Annotated in this window: 22 protein-coding genes and 1 tRNA gene; all 23 read right to left on the bottom strand. The window is 52.2% G+C overall.

All coding sequences use genetic code 11. The annotated features are described in order from the left end of the window. Positions 1-1,087: 2,3-butanediol dehydrogenase (locus tag A7E48_RS03155; RefSeq protein WP_068169345.1), on the bottom strand; the 1,087-nt coding region annotated here is incomplete at its 3' end. Between the two features lie 152 nt (positions 1,088-1,239). Further along, on the bottom strand, positions 1,240-1,611 hold the full coding sequence (locus tag A7E48_RS03160) for a DsbA family protein (protein WP_068169348.1): 372 nt from the start codon (positions 1,609-1,611) through the stop codon (positions 1,240-1,242). Positions 1,612-1,686: 75 nt separating this feature from the next. Then, positions 1,687-2,130, bottom strand: a complete 444-nt coding sequence (locus tag A7E48_RS03165) for a hypothetical protein (protein ID WP_068169352.1) — start codon at positions 2,128-2,130, stop codon at positions 1,687-1,689. Between the two features lie 196 nt (positions 2,131-2,326). Then, entirely contained in the window at positions 2,327-2,527 is a 201-nt protein-coding gene (locus A7E48_RS10945) for a hypothetical protein (protein ID WP_141669360.1), read from the bottom strand. A 308-nt stretch (positions 2,528-2,835) separates the two neighbouring features. After that, on the bottom strand, positions 2,836-3,453 hold the full coding sequence (locus A7E48_RS03170; RefSeq protein ID WP_141669361.1) for a hypothetical protein: 618 nt from the start codon (positions 3,451-3,453) through the stop codon (positions 2,836-2,838). Positions 3,454-4,995: 1,542 nt separating this feature from the next. Next, complete coding sequence (locus A7E48_RS11315; protein ID WP_233125960.1) at positions 4,996-6,072, bottom strand: replication initiator; 1,077 nt, start codon at positions 6,070-6,072, stop codon at positions 4,996-4,998. Then, the gene (locus tag A7E48_RS03180) at positions 6,047-7,252 is read right to left on the bottom strand and encodes a UvrD-helicase domain-containing protein (protein ID WP_068169360.1); all 1,206 of its coding nucleotides are present in this window, start codon (positions 7,250-7,252) and stop codon (positions 6,047-6,049) included. The genes A7E48_RS11315 and A7E48_RS03180 overlap by 26 nt, the downstream gene beginning before the upstream one ends. A 92-nt stretch (positions 7,253-7,344) precedes the next feature. Beyond that, on the bottom strand, positions 7,345-7,578 hold the full coding sequence (locus tag A7E48_RS03185; RefSeq protein WP_068169362.1) for a helix-turn-helix domain-containing protein: 234 nt from the start codon (positions 7,576-7,578) through the stop codon (positions 7,345-7,347). A gap of 25 nt (positions 7,579-7,603) precedes the next feature. Next, the gene (locus A7E48_RS03190) at positions 7,604-7,897 is read right to left on the bottom strand and encodes a hypothetical protein (protein ID WP_068169365.1); all 294 of its coding nucleotides are present in this window, start codon (positions 7,895-7,897) and stop codon (positions 7,604-7,606) included. 343 nt (positions 7,898-8,240) lie between these two features. After that, positions 8,241-8,576: a hypothetical protein gene (locus tag A7E48_RS03195; RefSeq protein ID WP_068169367.1), complete on the bottom strand. Its 336-nt coding sequence runs from the start codon at positions 8,574-8,576 to the stop codon at positions 8,241-8,243. Positions 8,577-8,681: 105 nt separating this feature from the next. Beyond that, positions 8,682-10,208, bottom strand: coding sequence for an FtsK/SpoIIIE domain-containing protein (locus tag A7E48_RS03200; RefSeq protein WP_158004391.1), 1,527 nt, complete (start codon positions 10,206-10,208; stop codon positions 8,682-8,684). A 240-nt stretch (positions 10,209-10,448) separates the two neighbouring features. Further along, complete coding sequence (locus A7E48_RS03205; RefSeq protein ID WP_141669364.1) at positions 10,449-12,038, bottom strand: tyrosine-type recombinase/integrase; 1,590 nt, start codon at positions 12,036-12,038, stop codon at positions 10,449-10,451. Between the two features lie 94 nt (positions 12,039-12,132). After that, a tRNA-Ala gene (locus tag A7E48_RS03210) sits at positions 12,133-12,205 on the bottom strand. 71 nt (positions 12,206-12,276) lie between these two features. Beyond that, positions 12,277-12,723: a ribosome silencing factor gene (rsfS, locus tag A7E48_RS03215; RefSeq protein WP_068169378.1), complete on the bottom strand. Its 447-nt coding sequence runs from the start codon at positions 12,721-12,723 to the stop codon at positions 12,277-12,279. Between the two features lie 54 nt (positions 12,724-12,777). Beyond that, a complete protein-coding gene (locus A7E48_RS03220) occupies positions 12,778-13,860 on the bottom strand; it encodes a hypothetical protein (RefSeq protein ID WP_068169382.1) in 1,083 nt (360 codons plus the stop codon). Between the two features lie 94 nt (positions 13,861-13,954). Further along, complete coding sequence (gene nadD, locus A7E48_RS03225) at positions 13,955-14,677, bottom strand: nicotinate-nucleotide adenylyltransferase (protein ID WP_068169385.1); 723 nt, start codon at positions 14,675-14,677, stop codon at positions 13,955-13,957. 66 nt (positions 14,678-14,743) lie between these two features. Then, positions 14,744-14,983: a hypothetical protein gene (locus A7E48_RS03230; protein ID WP_068169387.1), complete on the bottom strand. Its 240-nt coding sequence runs from the start codon at positions 14,981-14,983 to the stop codon at positions 14,744-14,746. A gap of 124 nt (positions 14,984-15,107) precedes the next feature. Further along, positions 15,108-16,394, bottom strand: coding sequence for a glutamate-5-semialdehyde dehydrogenase (locus tag A7E48_RS03235; RefSeq protein WP_068169390.1), 1,287 nt, complete (start codon positions 16,392-16,394; stop codon positions 15,108-15,110). Between the two features lie 54 nt (positions 16,395-16,448). Beyond that, positions 16,449-17,582: a glutamate 5-kinase gene (gene proB / locus A7E48_RS03240; protein WP_068169402.1), complete on the bottom strand. Its 1,134-nt coding sequence runs from the start codon at positions 17,580-17,582 to the stop codon at positions 16,449-16,451. 156 nt (positions 17,583-17,738) lie between these two features. Next, the gene (gene obgE, locus A7E48_RS03245; RefSeq protein WP_068169393.1) at positions 17,739-19,319 is read right to left on the bottom strand and encodes a GTPase ObgE; all 1,581 of its coding nucleotides are present in this window, start codon (positions 19,317-19,319) and stop codon (positions 17,739-17,741) included. A 142-nt stretch (positions 19,320-19,461) separates the two neighbouring features. After that, positions 19,462-19,719 carry a 50S ribosomal protein L27 gene (gene rpmA / locus A7E48_RS03250; RefSeq protein WP_068169395.1) on the bottom strand — a complete coding sequence of 86 codons (258 nt, stop codon included), beginning with the start codon at positions 19,717-19,719 and terminating at the stop codon, positions 19,462-19,464. Positions 19,720-19,769: 50 nt separating this feature from the next. Continuing rightward, a complete protein-coding gene (rplU, locus tag A7E48_RS03255) occupies positions 19,770-20,081 on the bottom strand; it encodes a 50S ribosomal protein L21 (protein WP_068169399.1) in 312 nt (103 codons plus the stop codon). 488 nt (positions 20,082-20,569) lie between these two features. Then, positions 20,570-22,996 (bottom strand): Rne/Rng family ribonuclease (locus A7E48_RS03260; protein WP_141669366.1); only part of this gene is annotated, 2,427 nt, incomplete at its 5' end.

Below are 22,996 nucleotides of genomic sequence, written 5' to 3' on the forward strand. Positions count from 1 at the left end.
ATGGGCGGTGGAGTAGGGCGGGGTCTGTGGTGGCAAGGATTTTTACTGCTGATTCGTTGCGGTGGATGAGGGTGTCGAAGCCTTTGTCTATGAGCTCATCGACCATGATTTTTCCGGTGATGAAGGGGGCGAGGTCGATTTTTCCGGATTCTACGAGTTTGATGGTTTGGGGGTGGCTGTTGACGTAGGCGATGGTGCCGCGGAGGTCGACTTCTTTGAGGACTAGTTTTTGCATGTCGAGTTGTGCTGGTTTGCCCCAGATGGAGACGACGACGATGACGCCGGTAGGTTTGATGGCGTCAAAGAGTGTGTCGAGTACTGCGTTGACGGAGGTGCATTCGAAGGCGATGTCAGCTCCCCGTCCGTCGGTGAGCTTTGAAATTTCTTCTACGATGTCGGTTTCCTGGGGTGAGAAGGTGTAATCTGCTACCCCGGTTTCTTGGGCTTTTTGTCGTCGTAGAGTTGAAAGCTCAGAGATGACGACGGTGGCGCCTTTGGCTTTGAGGACTGCGGCGGTGAGTAGTCCGATGGGGCCGGCGCCGCCTACGAGGGCGACGTCACCGGGGCGGATGTCTCCTGCTCGTTCTACTGCGTGGTATCCCACGCTGAGGGGTTCGATGAGAGCTGCTTGATCGAGGGGGATGGTGGGTGAGATTTTGTGGACCCAGCGTCGTTTGACGGCGACTTTTTCCGAGAGTCCCCCGCCGCGTCCTGCTAAACCTATGAAGTTCATGTGTGGAGAGAGATGATAGGTCTTTGAGGTTTCGCCGGTATCGATGCTGTCGTCAATGATGTAGGGTTCGACGACAACGTGGTCGCCGACTTCCAGGTCATCTATTCCCCCACCTAGTGCTTCGATGACTCCTGAAAATTCGTGCCCCATGGTCACTGGGGCGGTTTCACCGGAAATAGGGTGCGGTGTGTCATGGGTGGGGCAGAAGATGGGGCCATCTAGGTATTCGTGGAGGTCTGTTCCGCAGATTCCGCACCAGGCTACTTTGATGAGTACTTCTCCGGTATCTGGGGTGGGTTCAGGGATATCTTCGATTCGGATATCTCCGCGATCGTAAAAACGTGCTGCCTTCATCATTTTCACCTGAGTTCAAGAGGTTTGGAGTGGGAGGTGTAATTTTCCCTCCCACTCTTTACGATACTCAGCTGTAATGTCTGCCGGTAGGTTTGGAGCGGAGATAACCGAGTGTGAAGTTTAGGTTATTGAGGCCTAATCTCTGGGTGGTGTTAGCAGCCGGCGGATCCGCAAGTAGATGCGTTCTCAGTGCCGTCCAGGGCGATAAATTGTGGTGTCTGTTGCGGCTGTAGTTCTACCCATACTTGACGCAGCGCACCGAGGATTATCTCCGGTGCTTGTGCGCGGCGAGCTACATCTTTTTGGCTCTCGATAGACTGTTCCAATGAAATGCCGTATTTCTGTGCGACGCCTTCTGCTACATTTCCTTCGACTTCATCAGGTGCGTTGGGATCTAGCTCGAAGGAGCGCCAGATGATGGCGGCGTCCTCGGCATGCTCAAACTCTTCGAGGGCAAGTTCTAGATGCCGTTTCCCGATAGTACAGAAAGGGCAAATGATGTCCGGCCACATCTCGATTTTCATGGGTAATACTTTCTTCAAAAATTATATTTACCTCTGAATAACTGTAGAGTGACCCAGCATACTCCCTGTTGTTTTCTAGAAGAAAGCAGGAACTTTTCTAAAAGCTTTCGCGCCCATCACGCGCCGGTTGAGTTCATATTGCACCGGTTCAATCGTTCCCTGCATGTGCAAGGAAGGAATCTGTAAGGTCCGCCCGTCGCTCAACATCACTTCAAGATATCTATGACGGCTCCAAAACGTCGTCTTAATCTGCGTCGAGACGATTTCTCGGTAATCCATCAAGCAAAAAACTAGATCTCGTCGGAGTAAATACAAGCAGACTTTTTTGGGACCGAACATCATGGCACCGAGCGCTTCACCCTCAAACAGTGTGTAAGCCACTTCAGTGCGCTCGATGGTGAGAGGACGATCCTCTAAAAGCAGCTGAGTAAGTTTTCGAGCCGCGTACTGGGGCGATTTATTGAGCTTTTGATGGATGTTCTGCTCTAGCAGATGATTCTGAAATTCTTCGGGGGTCATAGGAGAATCTGACTTCTTTCGGGGGGGTTTAATTCTTGGGAGGAAGTTGGGGGGACTTCTCATCCATCCTAGGGACTCACTGACGCACATAAAACGCATTTTTTGAAGAGGGATATGACCTGCAGAAACGCCCGACGCAAAAAGCAACAATCAGATCATCGTTCTTTACTCTCTAATGCCTTAGCCGCACTGAAGATTAAGTTGGGCGGATACAGAACCTGCCGGTGAGGTTTTCAGCAGTTTCCTCTGTCTCTTCCTCGCGCACGTCGTTGCAAGACTCACGAGTGGAACGAGCAACCTGCTCTCTATCTACAGATGCGCCGCTGGTTTCTTGCGCCCTGCCCAGATGATGTCGCAGACCGCTATGCAAGCCTTCATTTGCGAGGAAATACCACAAGACCCGAACCTCACCATCAATGATGGAAAGATTCGGGTCTTGTCAGTGTGGAGATAAGGGGTTTTGAACCATATCCGTGTTTGCACTAGTCAGACCATTATTCGCCACAAACACCTACGCTTAATGACCAACTTAATGACCAACTTGGGGTAAAACACCCCTATTTTGCTCCCCGCACGTGTTGCCACACATGCAAGCAAATGTTTGCACGTGTGCACGCACCGGTGGCAAGCCGTTATCAAAATAGTGGGGCGCTAACCTCACCCCTAGAACGTATCAACAGGGTGTTTACATGTGCTCACTGTGTGCTACGCCACCAGGTCGTGGGATAGATAAGTGATAACACCCTCCAGCCTGTCAGGGGCGCGATACACCAACCGCCCCTCAAACGGAACATAGCACTCCAAGCGTTCATTAATGTATAACTGTGGTTCGCTACTCTTAGCACGATAGGTGTTCACAGTGCGCTCGCTGAACGCACGATAACACTTGATACTCACAAGCACGCCGTTAACCAGTGCGTCAATATCCAGCGGTTCCATGGTGCTATCAGCAATAGATACGTCAAAGCCCCGGTCACGCAGTGCTAGCACTGTGCCATACTCAGCCAGCATACCCTCACACAGTTGCGCCATATAAGCGAACAAATAAGTCAACACCTGCTCACGGGGTGCACTATCGCCGTATCTATCACGCCACAGGCTAACCCACAGGCTAGCCAGTGAACGCATAGTGTTATCACGTGTAGGGCGCTTACGCTTCAGACTATCCTTATACTCCAGCCACAACGTGGCGGTCAGCGTATTAGTATCAAGCCCGTCATGGGCTTGTAGCCACTGGTGCCAGTCAAGCACCACGCCACTGCCCCGAATGTAGAATGTTCTGTAAGCGGTGCCCAGCAGGGTGGTGCTATCACCACGCCACAAGGCGCGCACCCTATAAGCAAGGGCACTATCATAGTTCGCGTACATGTCGGACAGGTCGGACAGTTCGGCACAAAGCGCTGTTGTTTGTTCACTGGTAGGTATCACAATGGCTCCCCCTGGTAGGTGTAATAAGATTCACCTTCAATATCACTGGGAACGTTTGTATCTTATGAACCGTGATGTTATAATCACGCGCACGTATGTACGCGCGTATATTTAAGCGGTATAAACCCCCAGCACACCCCAATAAGAACGAACGTGCTAGCACCATAGACAGCCAGATACGCCAGACAAGGGTCTTGTAAGCACAGGTGGCGAGCGCGATAGAACCACAAACGTGAACCAATGGTGTTGTATGTAGGCACCCATTACGCCCCGATAAGCCCAGCACTTTGGTGCAATGGGGCTGTATGTATGTGCTTACAGGTGTAGGCATGTGAACAGTACAAACACCTATTGCCTATGTATTCGTGTTCAGCCGGGGTTCTACCGTGGTGCAATAGGACTGAATATGTGTGCTTACAAGAACCTTGTCTGGGTTAGCACACGTAGCGATAAGAACGGACGCGCCAGTGGCGCAGGGGTGTTTGCAAGTGCAACACAGGTGCCAACAGGGGCTTAATGGGTAACTGTTTTGAGTGTGGGCGTGTTTTGAAGGGTTCGATAGTGCCGAATACACCTGAGAACGGTTAGATAACGCAATATTTGGCGTGATAGCACTAAGGGTGTGCCACGCACAAGGGGTTATATGGACACAGCGAACCATGTTCCATGGGGGTGCAACCTGGCACCCCCAAGCCCCCGCAGGGCGCTACGCGCAACGCACTTGCAGTGCTATCTATGCTGTAAGGGTCTGTGAGGCGTTCTAACAGGCTAGAATATGGTGGATAGGTGTTTACACGTGTAAGCAGTACAAGGCGCTCAGAATGGCATACAAGGGCATACAAGGATATGTGGTGGTGTAAGCACGGTGTAAGTAAGAATAAGGGTGGCGTATGCAATAAGGCTGTAAGGCTCTGTGTCGCATTCTAAGCCACCCACAGCACCAGAACACGTGCACACCCACACAGCACACACCAGAGGCTTAGAACGGCACACAAAGGCGTACAAGGGCGTGCGGTGTGCTTGCACAGTGTTATCCTGTGAACACCTGCAAGCGAACAAGTTGATGCAAGTAAGCGCACACATGCAGATAGGGCACAGTGGTCAGCGCACACACGGGCACAAATGATGGCAGGCTTGGCTGTGTAGGGGTGCTTGCACGTGTTCAGTGGTGATAGATGGTGCAAGCAAGCCGGGCGTGCGCGTGCGGCTTGCGCCGTTCACCGCCCGGCTCCCAGGTGGTGCAAACAGTGGGATAACAAGGGTAAACAGGGGGTTAGTTGGGGCGGTTTAGTCGGCAAAAGCATGCATATTAATCAAGGGCAAAATATGGGGGTCTTAGGGGTGCTTGCCGTGCTATCAAATGTGAACTATTGCACACAAGAATACCCTCACAGGGCGTGATGCCATGCAAGGGTATTTTGCCTTAGAACAAGTGTTCTAGTAGCGGGGGTGTATCTCGTTCAGCAAGTCCAGCATTTGTGATTCGGTCATATAGTCCACAGTGGGAACACACGCTGTGCGTTCGCTCTTAGTGGTGGCACGCTTGTAAGCGCTTACAGCCTCATAGGTGCTGTCATATTCAGCAAGCACGGCTTGCGCACTGTGAACAGGGGTGTAGTCACCCTTATGCCCGCGTGCACCAAGAACAGCGTTCCAATGTTGCTTATTCTCTTCGTAGCGCCTCACGCGCGCGTCGATGCTTGCTTGCGATATAAGGTCAGCGTTCGCACGTGCCTGCTCTTTTAACAATGCCTTAGTGGTGGCACTCCAGCCGGTGCTCTGGGTGAACACTTGCCCAGCGTAGCCCAGCCCGCGAATGGCTTTATCAGATAAGCCTAAGCGTTTAGCCTGTGCGTCCAACTTAGAATAGTGCTCGCGCTGTTCCACAGATAGCATTTGTGAACGCCCCAATGCTTTGGTCGCGTAGCCAGCGGTGCTAGCAAGGTCTTTAGTGCTATCGGCAATAGGAACCAAATCGTAACCCCTCCCCCACTTGTAGCCCTTATACTCGGCTTTGTGGGCTGTGCGAACATATGCTCGTAGGTCTTTGGCGCTCACAGTGTCAGGCACACGAATGATGCTGTGATAGTGCACCGCGCCCCGGCGCTGATACTCCGCCACACGGATATATTCGATTTTGCTATCAGTGCCCACCTTACGGGTCAAAGCGTCCATGAACCTACTAAACAGGCGGGGGCTGTTATTATTCCATTCCACAGCGCGGGTATAGCCGTAAGAACCTGTGGGCAAGCCATTGTCACCAGTGCTACCAAAACTAGGGGCGGTCAGTGTCAACAAATAGTAAGTGTTGCCTTTGCGCCCTAACCCGCTATCTATTATCTCCCGCACGGTGTGTGCGTTAATGCTGGCACACGATGGGCACAGGTCGTAGTCTTGTGAACCACAGCGCCCATAGAACACTTCGCCACCTTTTACGATACGGCGGGGGTGCTTACAGTAACGCTCACGGGATTGTTGTTCAGGGGTGTTAGTCGGTGTTATCTGTGTTGTCATTCTGCTCTCCTTTATCCAGTAGGAACAAGTCTTTTAGTGCTCGGCTACATGCCACATAGTGCAAGTTGTGTGATTCAGTGTCACCGTTCATGCCCCAGCCAGTCAGGTCGCTACCGCGCACGTCAAGCACAAACACACGGTATGCTTCATTGCCCTTAAAGGCGTGCACGGTGCTGAACATTAGGGTTTGCGGGTCAAGGTTGCCTTCAGCGCTCGCTGTGGTGACAACGCCAGGGTGCGCCTTCTCATAGGCAACCCTGAATGTGTTTAGGCGCTTACTTGTCAGCCCCAGAACCGCGTCACCAGGGCGGGCATTCGCATTGATATAGGCGATAGCGTCAGCGGTGGTAGGGGTGCTCACACGGGTCAGCGTGCCCTCAGTCTTAGTGCTAGATACGGGGTTTGTGCGGTGTGCGTTCACCGCTTCAAGGTGTGCCACAGGTGTGCGCCAACTTTTAGTCAACACGTATTCTTTGAACCCTTGTGAACACAGGGTTGGCAACAACTGTGCGTCAATGCCGTTGAACCCGTAGATTGATTGGTCAGGGTCGCCCGCCAGCACGATACGCTCCGGTGCAAGCGCCTTAATGAACTGCCAATGTAGGGGGCTAAGGTCTTGTGCCTCGTCAACGATTACCTCAGTGTATTCAGCGGGCTGCGCAAGCGCCGGGGCAAGCACCAGCGCGTCAACATAAGATATGTAGCCAACCATTCTTTTAAGTTCTGTGTAGCGGTCAAACAGTGGCTCCACCTCTGGCACCAGCGTGTCAGTGTCCATAGGTGCACCACACGCCAACAAAGTCTCATAGCGCAACAACTCTTTGGTGCTTACAGGGGTGCGCTGTGTGATACGGCGAGCAACCTCACTACCGTCACCCACCGCAAGGGCGGGATAGCGTTCAAGAACTAGTTGAACAGCAAGTGATGTGATAGTGCGCACCTCAGTGTCAACAATGCCAGCACCAGTCAACCTATTCTCGATAACCGCGCGTGCCTTGCGGGTGAACGTTGTACACAACACCCTGTCACCGCGTGCAAGCACGTGCTTGGCGCGTTCGGCTATCACCTCCGTTTTACCCGTACCAGCCGGGGCAACCAGCACGATACGGCTCTCCGGGGCTGATACGAACGCCCCTTGTTCTTCGGTCAAGTTGATTGTTTTGCTCTCAAAAGTGTTCATGTGTTTGCTCCCTGGGTATAAACAACGCCCCGGCACTGGTTGCCGGGGCGTTCAATGTTTGTTGTGTGCTTGCATAGTGCTAGCGGTGTTTACTAACTAAGTTCCTTGTATAGTTCCGCTTCAAGGCGTTCAGCCTCAGCGGTAGGTACGCGCATACGCCTACCCAGCTGGATAACGCGAACCTTGTGTTTGCGTAGCAAGCGGTGAACCGTAGAACGGCTAACGCCCAGGTAGGTGCCAAGTTCGGCAGTGGTCAGATAGTCAGCGCTTGCGGGGCTAACAACTGTGAACCGGCTAGGGGTAGGGGTAGTGATGTTTTGTGTCATGTGTATTCCTTTGTGCTTAGGGGATTTAGAACCCCAACTCCGGGTCGTATTCGTCAGGTTCAAGGTCAAGTTCAGGTTCTAGGGCTTTGCGCTCGCTCTCAGTAAGCGGGGCAACCAGTGCGCCCACTATCTCGCCGTGTGCGCGATACAATGTTCGCTTGGCACGTGCGTAGCGGTCATTATCGCCCGCCTTACCATACGTAAGGCGTGATAGCGCACTACGCACAGTGTGCAGGTCGTCAAGAACATTAGCGATAGTGATTCCTTCAAGTTGGCGCTCGAACAGAATGTCAGTTGCTCTGCTAGTTGCTTGTTCCATGTTTGTTCTCCAAGTCTTTTAGTAAGTTCTCAATAGCCGTTGCGTGCTCCCAAATGCCGTCACGGGTCTCACGTGGCAACATGTCTAGCCTGCCCTTTATGTACTCCGTGCCCCTATACAAGCGGGCAATGGCAAGCGGTAAGGGCGTTATCTGTGGGGGCTTATTGTCAGGTGTTGAATACTGCTTTAATCGGCTCATGTGCTTAATATCGTTGGTTCATTAGATACAGTCGCTCTAATGTGCATAATGTGACAAAGATAACAAAGTAAGCAGGCGAGCGCGGGGGTGATTAAACAACAAAACCCCGTCACCACAAGGGGCAACGGGGTTTATAAGGGGTGTTTACACAGTCAGCAAGTCCGGGCAGTATTCGCTCAATAGGTGTTCCAGTTCATCAGAACTCAGATAGCGCTCATAGGCTGTGGGCTGTGCGTGTAAGTCAACAACCTGTTGTACACGAATGTTCACAAGGGCGTGGGTTTGAACAAAGTGCCGATAGAACGGTGTGCACTCACTTAGATAACCACTATCTAGCAAGTTCACCATTAGGGCGCTCGCTGTGCGCCGTATCGCCTTAGCCTCAGCAACCGCCACAGGGCTAGGGTGCGCAAGCAAGGTGTCAACACGTGTCAACAAGTTGTTGACACACTCCAATGCTTTAGCCTCTACAGTGCCCATACGCCACCCTCCGGGGTTCAAATGCTTATTAATACCAAGTGTAACTCCAAACACAAACAAACCCCGCAGATAAGGTTCTACGGGGTTTGTGTGTTTACTTAGGTATCAGCGCTCGCTATCCTCAACAGGTTCAAAAGCGAACCCGCCGTCAGCCATATTTTGGGCGGTATCAGGTGCTTCACTTGCTTTACCACTTAGCAAATCATCAAGCGTGCTGTCATCAATGTAAGCAAAGCGCATTGGAATCAAACCACCGCGCTCCCCCTCCATAACCGCGCCACCAACGCGGGACTCAGGTATCTGTGTAGGGCTAGGTACACCGCCCACTGAATCATCAGGCAAATCGCCCAAGATAGCCTCAGCGCCAACGCGGTTTTTAACGCGCAAAGCAACGCGAATACCACAAACGTCACGAATGTCTGTTGGCATGGCGGCATCAGTAGGCTTCTGTGTGGCAATAACCACCATTACACCCGCTGAACGCCCCAACTTCACAATGTTTGTTAGTTGCTCAACAATCTGCTGGCGTAAGGCTTTGGCTTCCTTATCGGCTTTGCTACTGGTATACGCTTGTATCTCGTCAACAAGAAGAACCTTCAGTTTGTAGCCTTTTTGCAAGCGCACATCTTTGTCAACGTTCCAAAAGTTCGGTTGCCCGGTATCGGCTTTAATCTGCTTGAACCGGCGTGTCATATCCGCCTCAAACACCCCAAGATACTCAACAACCGCTTTCATATCCTCAATCGTGTTACCAAAGATAGCGTTAGTGGCAACACCCCTGAACGAATCCCAGTCAGCGCCACCCTTGCCGTCGATAATGGACAAATCAACATATTCAGATAGTGCGTAAGCGCTCAACATGGTTTTTAGTGCGGCGGACTTACCCGCACCAGGTACGCCACCAACCAGCAAACCAGCGTTGTTCTTAAACGCTATACGAACAGGGTTGCCATCTTCGTCAACACCCACATTCACGCTCATATCCTGCGCGTCAAGCACAGGGGGTTCAGTAAGCGATACCCCACGGTCAAGGGGGTCAACCTTCCAAAAGATAGCTCTCATACCCTTGCCAGCTTGCTGAATAGATACGCGCTGTGCTTCCAAACGGTTCTTGTGCTCGTTCAGCTTGTCGCCAACCTGTTTTATAGATAGCCCCGGTAGCGGTTCACGTAGCTCTAGGGTGTAATAATCGCCTGATGGGTGCTCCGTCAGTGTAATCCTGTAATCAATGTCGGCCGTGGTCTCAGGCACCGGGATAAGCCCAATATTGCCCAACAAATCGTTACCGTCGCGTGCACTCTTAAAGCGCTCCCGTCTTGCCTTAATCCTTAGATAGTCACCGGTCAGCGGGGCAAACCGCAACAATGGGCGCTTCCAGTATGAACCCACCCACAAGCCAACAATAGCTACCACCAGTAGCCACATAAGCGCCGGAACGCCACTTTTACCCAGCACAGTAAGTGCAAGCATTGTTAGCACCGTAATACGCCAAGCCCAAAGGGTCTTAGCAAGCGCACGTAGTGGCTTGCCCAGTAGGTATTTACCCGCATACCACGCCAAACCGGGGCGCTGAACCGCCTGCTGGTATCTGTATTCTTCTATCGCGCTATCAAACATTCTCTGTCGTGTCATGTCTACTCCCATGTTTTGTTTTGCTGTTTGCTAGGGAATATCAGTTGGCACAAACGGTTCAAACGGTCTATTGGATAGAATGTGACAGAGATAACAATATGTGTGCACCAGATAGCACCGTCAACACCTGTGGACACAGCAAACCCCCGGCTATCAGGGGGTAGATAGCCAGGGGTTCAACAAACAAGGGGGTACATGTGTACAAATGTGCCGTTCATACACAAGCAAATATCAGGGGGGCTAAGGCAACCAAGGTATCTGGTCAATACGAACTGCACTCACCGTTTGTGCCAAAGCCGGTGTCAAAGGGGTAATGGCTTTAGCGTTCGCTATCTCTTCTTCACTAATGTCATCATTAGCAAGTACCACGCCCTCCAGCGCACCACGTGCCTCCTCAATGGTTGCAAACCGGTCTTTTAGTTCGCTCCAAGGCTTACCAGCCACCACCACCGCGTCACTCAATCGCTCGCTCTCAAACGTTGCGCAAGCGTTAGCGCTAGTAAGGCTAGCCAAAGCGTTGATAGCGGGCGCAAGGTTCATAGCCTCAAAAGCGGTGTAGTACTCAGTCATAGCCTCAGAACCGTGCCCCAGTATTTGGCGTGCGGTGTGCATTGGCGTATTCAGCATGTACAGCATGGTTGCTGTAATCTTCCTGTTAATGTGCCCCGCCCAGCGTTCAGTAATCAGCGCCCTCTCAGCCGGGTTTTTAGCGTACCTATCAGCCCAAGCCAGCCTGTACGCCTTCCAGCGCTTACAATCCATTTGCTGATAATACGGTGCACCGCTCGCGGTAAGTAGCACCAAATCATTGAACCGCTCGTCACCTTTACGCTGTGCCCATGTAGTCAATGTGCCATCAGCAAGCGCTGTTCGCCTCTGTTCATACAAGTCAACAAGGGCTTTGCGCAAATCTTCATCAACCGCCAGCGCGCGGTAAGAATCCTTGGTTTTAAGGGAATCCTTAATGTAGATACCTTTGCCCACACCGTCAACGCCCCTACCCTCACCGGCAATCTGGTGGCGAATATTCATCACGGCTTGCCCAGGGCTATACAGGTTATCAATGTCTGCGAACAACAGCCCACCACGTTCACCCTGGCGTAGCCCCAAGAACATAAGCCTCAGCCACACATACTCCAAGGGGCGCTCAGTTCGGTGCATGCTTGCATCAATCAACATTTTGTGTGCGATAGGTCGCCGTTGAACCACACGCTGTGTGCGAATCAAGTCCTCACGTGTAGGCACAACGGGCTTATGGGCACTAATCACAGGGGTTTTAAGAATCAGGTCTTGCTCAACAGCGGTATTGAATATACGTGATAGCAAGCCAAATATTTTTTTAAGCGGGCTATACCCCAAAAGCGGTTCATCATACTTGTCCACTTTGTTCGCACAGTGCTCCATCAGTGCCGATATATCCGCTTTAGATACATCAACCAAGGCTTTAGAACCAATAACAGGCACAATGTGCAACCTCAACAGCCCACTGTAAGCGGATAGTGTAGCGCTACCAGCCTTCTGTTGTGATAGCCAAATCTGTGAATACTGCTCCACGGTAAGGGCACCTGTAAGCACCTGTGAACCCTTTTTAGGCTTAGGGATAGGGGCAAGTGTTCCAGCGTTCTCACGGCGTGCCAGTTCTTTTAGCGCCGCCATACGCGCCTCTTCGGGGGTCTTCCTACGCCGAACAATCGGTTTAGGTGCACTTGTAGCACCAGGTTCACGGGGCAAAGTTATTTTGAACGCCCATTTACCAGAACTTGGCTCGTAGAATGGTTTGCCTTCACCGTTACGGGTGCCAGCACGTGTATTCTGTGGGGGGTTAGTCATGGTCACAGCCTACACTTAATGACCAACTTAATGACCAATATAGGGCATACAAAAGCCCCCTAGCCCTTGATTTGTAAGGGTTAGGGGGCGATAGTGGAGATAAGGGGACTCGAACCCCTGACCCCTTGCATGCCATGCAAGTGCGCTACCAGCTGCGCCATATCCCCGTATTTAGTTGAATGCCCGTGAGCACTCAACCAGTGTACACAAGTGTGCTCCACCTGTGCAACTTGAAGAATTAGTCTTCGATTTTTACTTCGTCTTCAGCAGTGATGATGCGCTGGTCAGCTTCCTGGTCTACCTTTTCGGTAAATTCAGTTTCGCCTTCCACACCCAGTTCAATACGGGGTGCTTCCGACCACAGGCGATCCAACGCATAGAATGCACGGTCTTCTTCATGCTGAACGTGTACAACGATATCCTCGAAGTCCAGCAGTACCCAACGACCGCCGGCACGTCCTTCACGGCGGGCGGGTTTCCAGCTCATCTCTTCACGGAGTTTGTCTTCAACTTCGTCCACAATCGCATTGACCAAGCGCTCGTTATGAGCGGAGACGACCAAGAAGCCATCGATAAGCCCCATAGCTTCTGAGGTATCAACAGCGAACAAATTAGTTCCCTGCATTTCTTCGGCTGCCTGAGCAGCAATTTTTAGAGCCTTAATAGATTCGGCTGATGCAGTCATGGTGTCCTTTCGACACTCGATTTACCGCAGTCGGTAAAGGAGAAAATATCAATCTTACAGTACAAAGAAAAGGGCCACAGCGATCAAGACCACAAGCATGAACAGGAATAACAGCAAACCTGTTTTTGCAGAAGATTTCCGATTTTCCTCTACGGGCGCCGTTGAATCATCAGGGGTAGCCAGCACATCCCGTGAAGGTGCCTCATCTGCAGCGGGTACTTCTTCAGGGTCGGAAGTATCTTCAGTAGTCTGAGTCTCATCCGCAGACTCTTCTTGAGAGACGACGGGCTGCTCTGAAGTGATCCACGGTGTCAAGTGCGGAGCAGACTCATCAACAGAATGAACGGACATATCTGAGGAAGCGGAATCCATCGCCGAATCCTGTTTAGGTGCCTCAGATGAGTTATTCGGGTGAAGGGGTTCCCATGCCTCGACTTCGTGATCGTCCGATCTATCCAAGGTGCTCAAATCCAGTCCCTGTGCTTTGAGCGCCGGGACGGGTAGAGGCAAGCGAACTTCGATGTGCTCTGTAGCGTGATCAGCAGGTGCCCGCCCAGATGCCTCTGCCTGATTTTCAGAGAAATCTTGCTCAGAGGCAGTTGCTGATTCTTCACCGGCGAGCGCACCGTACTCGCCCGTTGTATCTTCGTCTTCATCTACGATGACGTCGCCGTCATAGGTGATGTCGGTTGTCGCATCGTGATCGACGGCGGCCAGATCAAGGGGTGATGAAGTTGTTTCGTTCATCTGTGGTACCGGAGTGGCGTCCACTACTGCGGTGTCTTCACGCTGATCCTTACCACCGACAGTAATGTCATTAGCGGCATCGGGACCTTTAATGTCCCCCATAGCGGAGAGTGCAGCAAATTTGCGCTGTACTTCCAGGGTTTCTTCGGTGACTCCTTGTTCCTCAGCGGAGTTCGGCATAAAAGCTACGGGCTCCTCGGGCAGAGGCCTGCCGTCTCTTTTGGCGCGCAGGTAGGAGGCAACGTCGTCTCTATATCGAGCAAGACGACGCGGACCCATCGGACGAGTCGGAGGGGGTACCTCTAGACCGTCCGCGGTGATGAACGGGTCAAAAAGGTAACTGTTATTCTCGGCGTCGTTTCCTACTGCCTCGTCTTTATTTTCAGTCAAGATTTCCTCGCTTCAGAAGAACTGAGTCTGCTCTAAACCCATACTAGCAACGCCTAAGGGGGTTGAGCTTGAGGGATTTTATCCCACAGGGGTTTTATTCGCCGCTTCGTAGCTCATGGGCACCGTGCGGGAGGCCATCCGAATAGTGTGGGAGGTCTTCTGCTGTGTATGCAGTTGCATGGTAAAGGTCGTACTTATTGATATATTGAACCACCCCATCTGGCACTAAGTACCAGACGGGCATGTGGTTAGCAGAGCGCTCTCTGATGTCGGTGGAAGAGATTGCCATAGCGGGTACTTCCATGAGTGCGAAATGCTCTGGTCCTACATCAGGGACTTCGAGTTCGTGTCCTGGGCGTGTCACGCCTACAAAGTAGGCAAGGTTCCACAGTTTATCGGAGTCTTTCCAGGTCATGAGCTGATTCATGGCATCGGCGCCAGTTATGAAGAAGAGGTCACTCTGAGGTCGGAGCGCACGCAAATCGTTGAGGGTGTCGATGGTATAGGTGGGACCTTCACGATCAATATCAACCCGGCTGACTGTAAAACGGGGATTGGACGCGGTGGCGATGACGGTCATCAGATAGCGGTGCTCGGCATCTGATACCTGCCTTTTATTTGCCTTTTGCCAGGGCTGCCCGGTGGGTACGAAAACTACCTCGTCTAAATCAAGAAGGGCTGCTACTTCACTTGCCGCTACGAGGTGGCCGTGATGGATGGGGTCAAAAGTTCCACCCATGACCCCTAAACGGGTGCGACCTTCTACGCGCGGGGGTATATTCGTAAATTCTTGGGGGAAATGAGGTAGGACGCTCATAAAACTCCTGGACACTACGAAAGTCGGCGCACCCCTGGTATGGATGCGCCGACTTTCACGAAAAAATTAGTGGCGATGCTTTGCCTTGTAGTCTGCCATCGCCTGTTCTTCATCGTGGCCGATGATGTTGCCAGCATGGTCGGGGCGTACAATGCTTCGACCGCTGAAAGAGATGGTGACGAGGAAAAGCGCAATAAAAATGATAGCGGCAATGATACCGAACCAGTAGGTGGGAAGCCCCAAGAGCATCAGCTGTTCGCCGTGCTCAGCTTCAGCTTCCGCTGCTGCTAGAAAAATCTCGTTCATGAAATTCCTTTCCGAAAAGCTCGTGTGTGTGAGAGCAAATGCAGATGTTTAGTCACCATGCTACCGGCTTTTGATCGATTATTCGCATTGTGAACTGGGTATAGTGGCTAAAAACGTCGTGCTTTTAGCGGCGGGTTTGACCGTCACCGCGCACAATCCACTTACTGGTGGTGAGCTGTTCTAATCCCATGGGCCCACGGGCGTGCAGTTTTTGGGTCGATATTCCTACTTCTGCACCCAAACCAAATTGCCCTCCATCAGTAAATCGAGTAGAAGCATTGACGTAAACGGCAGCTGAATCCACTTCTTGAATGAATTTCTCCGCATGATCAAGTGAGTTCGTAATAATCGCTTCAGAGTGACCGGTCGAATATCGGCGAATATGCGAGATAGCAGCATCGACGTCATCAACCGTCGCCACCGCGAGGTCAAGAGAACCATACTCAGTATGGAAGTCTTCTTCGGTAGCTTGAACATATTCAATCCCCGCAGGCAAACGCGCGGAGGTTCGTTCATCTACGTGCAAGGTCACCCCTGCCTGAGCAAGTGCTTTAAGAACTGCAGGAGCGGCATTGGAGCCCTCTGCTAGCAGAAGGGTCTCCACCGTATTGCAGGTACCGGGGCGCTGGGTCTTTGCGTTTACCAAGATATCCTTGGCCATTTTCTCCGATGCTGAAACATCCACGAAAATATGGCAGTTGCCCTCCCCTGTCTCAATCACGGGGACGCGCGCGTTCTTCACTACGCTTTGGATAAGATTGTGACCGCCCCGGGGAATCAGAACATCAATAGCTCCGGTGGCAAGCATCAGTGCGTTGGCGCCCTCTCTGCCGAATTCATCAACTGACTGAACACAATCCATCGGAAGACCACACCGATCGAGAGCGGCACGAATGATACGGCTAATGGTCTGATTAGTCTTGGCCGCCGCAGAGCCCCCTCGCAACATCACAGCATTTCCTGATTTAATCGCTAGACCTGCGATATCGACCGTCACGTTTGGTCGGGCCTCATAAATAGCCCCGACTACCCCCAGAGGCACCCGTGTCTGCACCATGCGCAAACCATTATCGAGGGTTGCCCCTCGAATGACCTGCCCCACCGGGTCTGCAAGCCCCACGAGAGCATGCAATGAATCTGCCAACTCTTGAATACGCTGAGGGTTAAGCGATAAGCGGTCGAGCATCGCCTCGCTCATGCCGTTGGCGCGCTCACGATGTACGTCATCAGCATTTTGCGCCAGAATTACCGAAGACTGCTCTACTAAGTCCTCAGCAATCGCTTGTAGTCCCCTGTTCTTCCACGCAGTATCTGCCCGAGCTAAAGCACGCGAGCTTATCCGCGCGTCGTACGCCATATCGCGAACTTCGCGCATGACAGAATCGGAAACGGTCAATGAACTCTCAGTCATGCTTCTATCCTAAACAGATACTGCGCAGAATGGGGCGTTTCTTATCCTAAAGAATCAGTATTGCCCCACGACAGCAATATTATCGGCATGCACCGCAATAGCGTCGAAGCTCTCCCCCAGCTTTTCTCGGATTTCTGCCGAGTGCAGACCAGCTATTGCCGCAGTTTCAGTAGCACTATAAGAACACAGCCCATGAGCAATCACCGCTCCCCCACTATCGCAAAGTGCCACCGGGTCGGCGCCGTCAAAGTTGCCTTCTACGCTCACAATCCCCGCTGCTAAGAGGGAACGGCGACGGCGCACCGCCGCTACTGCTCCCTCATCGAGAACAATACGTCCGCGAATATCTGCGAGATGTTCCAACCACAATTCATGAACAGAACGCCGCGCACCGGTAGCAAAAAACCATGTTCCCACGTCCTCCCCTGCAAGAGCCGCCCGCGCCTGAGTCGCGCTAGTTACCAAAGCGGGAATACCCGAAGCTGCAGCAAGATGAGCCGCCTGAACCTTCGTCACCATTCCACCAGAACCCACTCCTGCAGACCCTACTGAACCAATTGAAACACCCTCTAAATCTTCTGCTCCTCGCACCTGGACAATGCGCTCACCACCCTGCGCAGGATGCTTCGTATACAAAGCATCCACATCAGAGAGCAGAATCAGAGCATCTGCTTTCACCGTATGAGCCACCAACGCAGCGATGCGATCATTATCCCCAAATTTAACTTCAGCAGTCGCAACGGCATCATTCTCATTAATAATGGGCATTACCCCCAGTTCCAAAAGGCGCTCTAACTGCCGGTGGGCATTCCGATACCGATCCCGCGCCATCAAATCATCGGCGGTCAGCAACACCTGAGAAACCCGCACACCATAGCGACTAAAAGTCTCCGTATACCGCGCCATCAGAAGTGATTGCCCCACCGACGCCGCAGCCTGCTGAGTCGCTAGATCCTTTGGTCGGCGAGAAAGCCCCAAAGGCGCCAAACCCGCAGCAATCGCCCCCGAGGACACCAAAATAATCTGCATCTGAGGATTCATCCGCAGAGCCTTCGCCAAAACATCAATAATGGTGGCGATAGCCAACTCATCTAAAGAATTCTCAATGGAAGTCAGCGATGAAGAACCCACCTTAACCACGACTCTCTGTGCCTTAGGCAACTCAAAGCGCTCGGAAATAGGACTCATCCGATGCTTAGCCCGAGACTGAGCACTAGCAACCAAAGATTCTTGCGAGGCGGAGTTCATGAAGACTCATTTCATCGACCAACAAAACAAAACACCGTACCCGAGACACGGGTACGGTGTTAAGTCTAAAAGAGATCTAGGACTCATCTCTAATCATTAGGAGTTTTGCTCGTTCTTCGAAGAATTCTTAGCTTTCGCCTTTTCATCCACAGATTCAGTCCACACACCTGCCTGACGCTCAGCTTCAAGCTCAGCACGAGCCTCAGCCTTAGCATCCATACGATCGTGGTACTGAGCCTTACGTTCCGAACGGCTGGGACGAATAACTTCTTCCAAACGCACATCAGTACCGCGAGGAGAAGCCAACATCTCGGCGCCACCTACCATCGTAGGCTCCCAATCGAAGACGACGGCGTCATTCGCTTCACCAATCACCACGGCGTCACCAGCACGCGCACCCTGTTTATACAGTTCGTCTTCAATACCAAGCTTTGCAAAACGATCCGCCAGATAGCCGACCGCTTCATCGTTATTAAAATCGGTCTGCATAATCCACTTTTCGGGCTTCTCACCAATTACGCGGAACAAAGGCTCCAGATTACGCTCTTCACGACGAATAAAGAATTCCTTCTGCTTCTTCGAGCGGAATCCCTTGGGGCGAACCACAGTGTTATCTTCAACGGGTTTCGATTCAGCCTTCTTCCGAGCCTTTCGATCCGCCTCAACAATTTCTGCCATCGCGAAAGTCAGCGCTCGCAAGCCTTCATGAGAGGCAGTAGAAATCTCAAAAACCTTGAAACCCTTGGCCTCAAAGTCACCGCGCACAAACTCCGCCAACTCGCGAGCATCGGGTACGTCAATCTTATTCAAGACAATCAACTGAGGACGCTCGTTCAACGGGATGGTCACTCCGGCAGTGGGATCCACCTCGTAATTTTCTAGCTCCCCACGGATAACCTCGAAATCAGAAATCGGATCGCGATTAGGCTCCAGAGTTGCACAGTCAATCACATGGACTAGCGCAGAAGAGCGCTCCACATGACGCAAGAAGCGATGCCCGAGCCCCTTACCGTCGGAAGCACCCTCAATCAAACCGGGAACATCCGCTACGGTATAGCGGGTATCCCCTGCCTGAACCACACCGAGGTTAGGCACCAAGGTGGTGAAAGGATAGTCTGCAATCTTAGGACGTGCAGCGGAAATAGCAGCAATCAAGGAAGACTTACCAGCACTGGGGTAACCCACCAGAGCGATATCAGCAATTGACTTAAGTTCAAGAACGATATCTCGTTCATCGCCGGGAATACCCAACAGAGCAAAACCGGGAGCCTTGCGCTTAGCAGAAGCCAATGCCGCGTTGCCCAGGCCGCCCTGTCCACCCTGAGCGGCCACGAACTCATCGCCTACCCGAATAAGGTCGGCAAGAACATTGCCTTCTTTATCTTTGACCACGGTTCCCTGCGGAACCGACAGAATCAAAGATTCACCGTTGAATCCATGGTGCAGGTCGCCACGGCCAATATCACCATTGGGTGCATGCTGATGGGGGGTGTGATGGTATTCCAGCAGTGTGGTCGACTGACCATCGACTCGCAAAATGACGTCGCCGCCATTTCCACCGTTTCCACCGTTAGGGCCGCCAAGAGGCTTGAACTTCTCGCGGCGAACCGACACACAGCCGGTCCCACCGTGTCCACCGGATACATGCAGGACGACGCGGTCTACAAATTCTGCCACGAAAGATTCTCCTTGTATTGACTATAAAAACTTTTACTCATTGTCCCATATCTAACGGGACTGAACTATACGCATCTTGAACAGATGCAGAGAGGGCAAGCACCATCGGTGCTTGCCCTCTCCGTGCATTCTAAAGAGCTAATTACTCAGCTGCTACAAGAATGTTAACGACCTTGCGGCCCTTACGGGTACCGAACTCGACCTGACCTGATGCAAGTGCAAACAGGGTGTCGTCTCCGCCACGGCCTACGTTGTTGCCGGGGTGGAAATGGGTGCCGCGCTGGCGGACGATGATTTCGCCTGCGTTGACGGTCTGACCGCCAAAGCGCTTAACACCGAGGTACTGGGGGTTAGAGTCACGGCCGTTGCGGGTGGAGCTTGCGCCCTTCTTATGTGCCATCTGTGCCTACCTTAGGTAAAGATTGTTTGAAGATCCGGAGCTTGCCGAACTTACGCGTTGATCGCAGTGATCTTGACGGTGGTAAGTTCTGCGCGGAAGCCCTGACGCTTCTTGTAACCGGTCTTGTTCTTGTACTTCTGAATAACGATTTTAGGACCGCGAAGGTCTTCAATCTTTTCAGCAGTTACCTTGGCAGAAGCCAGGGTCTTTGCATCTGCAGTGACCTTGTCCCCATCAACCAGCAGCAGTACAGGCAGCTCTAGAGTGCTACCGGGCTCGCCAGCGACGCGGTCAAGGGTAACGAGGTCTCCTACGGAAACCTTTTCCTGGCGGCCGCCAGCGCGTACAATCGCGTATGCCACTTGGGAACTCACTTCTCTCGACGTCTTTAGTTTGAACAATATTTCGACAGAGCGCTGATCCTAGTACCAAAAACGTGTATCGCTTACTGAACCCTGAGAAGATTTCTCGCTGGATTCAGAGCATTTATATAAGGATGCGCGCTCATCGAGTTTTCCAGTGATTGCTCACCGGTGGATGCTTAAGTCTGACTTGAAACGTGTAAAACAAATCAAACAGCACCGACATATAAGCCTACGACACTCTGCTACAGAGGGCAAGTGACACGCCCTGAGCATGTCAGCAAACACTCTGGACCCCTCATCAGACAACAATGTTCTCTGAAAGAGTAGAAACGAACGCAAGTTTATCTACCCATTAATATATGAATTCTCGTCTCTTAGTAAGCCCACAAGACGCATTGTGTTGAAACACTCATAGCAAGAGCCTGGGGTACCGCCGTTTCTAGCGGTCCCCCCAGGCTCTTGCATTTACCTGCTCACAGAAAGTCTTACTTTCCTTCGCGCTTAATTTCTTCGGCTGACACGCCCACGCCCAACATGACCGGCGCAGAGGCATTTTCAGTTGAAGACGCCACAGACATAGAAGTCGAAACAACTGTTCCTGCAGCTTCTGCCTTCTGAATATCCTGGGACTGCACGCTACCGTCAATGCCCGTGCTGACCGCGCGTCGCGAACGGCGCTTCTTTGCAGGTGTTTTCTGTACGGGCTCAGCTGGTTGCTGAGCTACAGTTTCAACAACCGAAGGCTCGGATGTTCCGTTCACACTACCGGGCTGCGCTACCCCGCTGACGCGAGGTTTTTTCTGTGCCTGACGCTCGTTATGTCGGGCATTCTCACCCTGAGATTGAGAGTTAGCGCGGCGCCCACGAGAATTCCTCGATGGTTTTTCTGCGGTATCGCGAGAGGAACGTGAACGTTCTGTACGCTGTGTAGATGATTCGGTGTATCCGTTCTCATTCTCCGAGCGAACGACGTCGCGACCTGCTTTCTGCGATGCACGAGCCCGTGCCTCACCAGCGCGAATTGCTTCGAAGCGGTTGGAGTTCTGAGTGAAGCGGGAATCAACGTCAGCAGAAGAAGATGATGAGTCAGAAACATCAGATTCTTCTGCGGACTTAGCACTCTGTGATTGCGCAGAAGAATCAGAACGACGCTTGCGAGAGCGCCCCTTCTTCTCTTTCTGGTCAAATGCTTCTGTGAGCGACTCAAGAGTCAAAGACCCCTGCTCGGCAGTAGTGTCTTCAGTCTCTTTCGATTCCTCACGTTGGGGAAGCTCTATGACTTCACCGCCAATAGTAACCGTCAAATCCGGTGTACCGGTGAACTGCTCGTTTGAGCTCTGCTGATCCTGGGGAGTTTGCTCCCGGCGATTCTGCTTGCGACGCTTACGCCTGCGAGCATTCTTAGACTCTCGGGAGTCATCCGCCTCAGATTTCTCGGGCTCATGAGTACTTGCCGCAGCAATATTAGCAAGGGCTGCACGACGTGCTTCGCTTTGACGATTGTCGTCTTCATGCGAAGACACCTGATGATCGTTGTGGCGAGTATCGCGATTACGCTGAGACTTACGTGCCTTACGACGGTCATCCCGATCATGGCGATGGATGTAATCCGAAGCGCCTCCCGAACGACCCTTCAGAGGCTGGTCGTGAACGATGACGCCACGCCCCGCACACTCCTCGCACGGCTCTGAGAAAACTTCCAAAAGTCCGGTTCCCATGCGCTTACGCGTCATCTGAACAAGACCAAGCGAGGTAACTTCAGCAACCTGATGCTTGGTACGGTCTCGACCCAGGCATTCCACCAGACGGCGCAGAACCAAATCACGATTTGATTCGAGAACCATATCAATAAAGTCAATAACGATAATGCCACCGATATCGCGTAACCGAAGTTGGCGCACAATCTCTTCTGCGGCTTCAAGGTTGTTCTTGGTAACGGTCTCTTCCAAGTTGCCACCGGAGCCTGTGAACTTACCGGTGTTTACATCAACCACGGTCATAGCTTCAGTACGATCAATGACCAGCGAACCGCCTGAAGGCAAGTAAACCTTTCGATCGAGAGCCTTGAAGAGCTGTTCTTCAATGCGGTAATGATCGAAAAGATCTTCGTCCTTGTCCCACTTTTGCAAGCGATCCACCAAGTCCGGAGCCATATAGGTGACATAGGCTTCAATAGAATCCCAAGCGACATCGCCCTGAACCATCATGGCGGTGAAGTCTTCATTGAAAACATCACGCACAGTCTTGATGGTGAGGTCAGGCTCCTGGTACAGCATTTCGGGAGCAAGAGTCTTCGGCGCGGAGGCGCGGTTTAGAATCTCTTCCCACTGTACGCGCAAGCGGTTAATATCGTGGCTCAGTTCTTCCTCAGAAGCGCCCTCTGCTGCGGTACGGACAATAACGCCTGCACCGTCAGGCAACTTATTCTTGAGAATCTTTTTCAAGCGTGTGCGCTCGGTATCAGGCAATTTACGTGAAATACCGGTCATTGAGCCACCGGGCACGTACACCAAGAAACGACCGGGCAAAGATACCTGGCTAGTCAGTCGAGCGCCCTTATGACCCACGGGATCTTTGGTGACCTGCACCAGGACAGAATCCCCAGATTTTAGGGCGTTTTCGATTTTGCGGGGTGAGCCGTCGAGACCTGAAACGTCCCAGTTCACTTCACCGGCATAGAGGACGGCGTTGCGTCCGCGTCCGATATCCACGAATGCTGCTTCCATTGAAGGCAAAACGTTCTGCACCTTTCCGAGGTACACGTTGCCAATCAGGGAGTCCTGCTGGGTTTTTGAGACAAAGTGCTCGGCGAGTACGCCATCTTCGAGGACACCGATTTGGATGCGGTCATCTTTTTGGCGGACTACCATTTGGCGGTCTACTGATTCGCGGCGGGCAAGGAACTCTGCTTC

This window comes from Rothia sp. ND6WE1A (assembly GCF_001683935.1).
GTDB classification, from domain to species: Bacteria; Actinomycetota; Actinomycetes; order Actinomycetales; family Micrococcaceae; genus Rothia; species Rothia amarae.

Coding starts and splice junctions, on each gene's coding strand:
- A7E48_RS03185 (WP_068169362.1), bottom strand. CDS start 7,578: ATGACACAAAACATCACTACCCCTACCCCTAGCCGGTTCACAGTTGTT.
- proB (WP_068169402.1), bottom strand. CDS start 17,582: ATGAGTCCTATTTCCGAGCGCTTTGAGTTGCCTAAGGCACAGAGAGTC.
- A7E48_RS03195 (WP_068169367.1), bottom strand. CDS start 8,576: ATGGGCACTGTAGAGGCTAAAGCATTGGAGTGTGTCAACAACTTGTTG.
- A7E48_RS11315 (WP_233125960.1), bottom strand. CDS start 6,072: ATGACAACACAGATAACACCGACTAACACCCCTGAACAACAATCCCGT.
- rpmA (WP_068169395.1), bottom strand. CDS start 19,719: ATGGCACATAAGAAGGGCGCAAGCTCCACCCGCAACGGCCGTGACTCT.
- A7E48_RS03160 (WP_068169348.1), bottom strand. CDS start 1,611: ATGAAAATCGAGATGTGGCCGGACATCATTTGCCCTTTCTGTACTATC.
- A7E48_RS03235 (WP_068169390.1), bottom strand. CDS start 16,394: ATGACTGAGAGTTCATTGACCGTTTCCGATTCTGTCATGCGCGAAGTT.
- A7E48_RS03190 (WP_068169365.1), bottom strand. CDS start 7,897: ATGGAACAAGCAACTAGCAGAGCAACTGACATTCTGTTCGAGCGCCAA.
- A7E48_RS03165 (WP_068169352.1), bottom strand. CDS start 2,130: ATGACCCCCGAAGAATTTCAGAATCATCTGCTAGAGCAGAACATCCAT.
- nadD (WP_068169385.1), bottom strand. CDS start 14,677: ATGAGCGTCCTACCTCATTTCCCCCAAGAATTTACGAATATACCCCCG.
- A7E48_RS03230 (WP_068169387.1), bottom strand. CDS start 14,983: ATGAACGAGATTTTTCTAGCAGCAGCGGAAGCTGAAGCTGAGCACGGC.
- A7E48_RS03200 (WP_158004391.1), bottom strand. CDS start 10,208: ATGACACGACAGAGAATGTTTGATAGCGCGATAGAAGAATACAGATAC.
- rsfS (WP_068169378.1), bottom strand. CDS start 12,723: ATGACTGCATCAGCCGAATCTATTAAGGCTCTAAAAATTGCTGCTCAG.
- A7E48_RS03205 (WP_141669364.1), bottom strand. CDS start 12,038: ATGACTAACCCCCCACAGAATACACGTGCTGGCACCCGTAACGGTGAA.
- A7E48_RS03180 (WP_068169360.1), bottom strand. CDS start 7,252: ATGAACACTTTTGAGAGCAAAACAATCAACTTGACCGAAGAACAAGGG.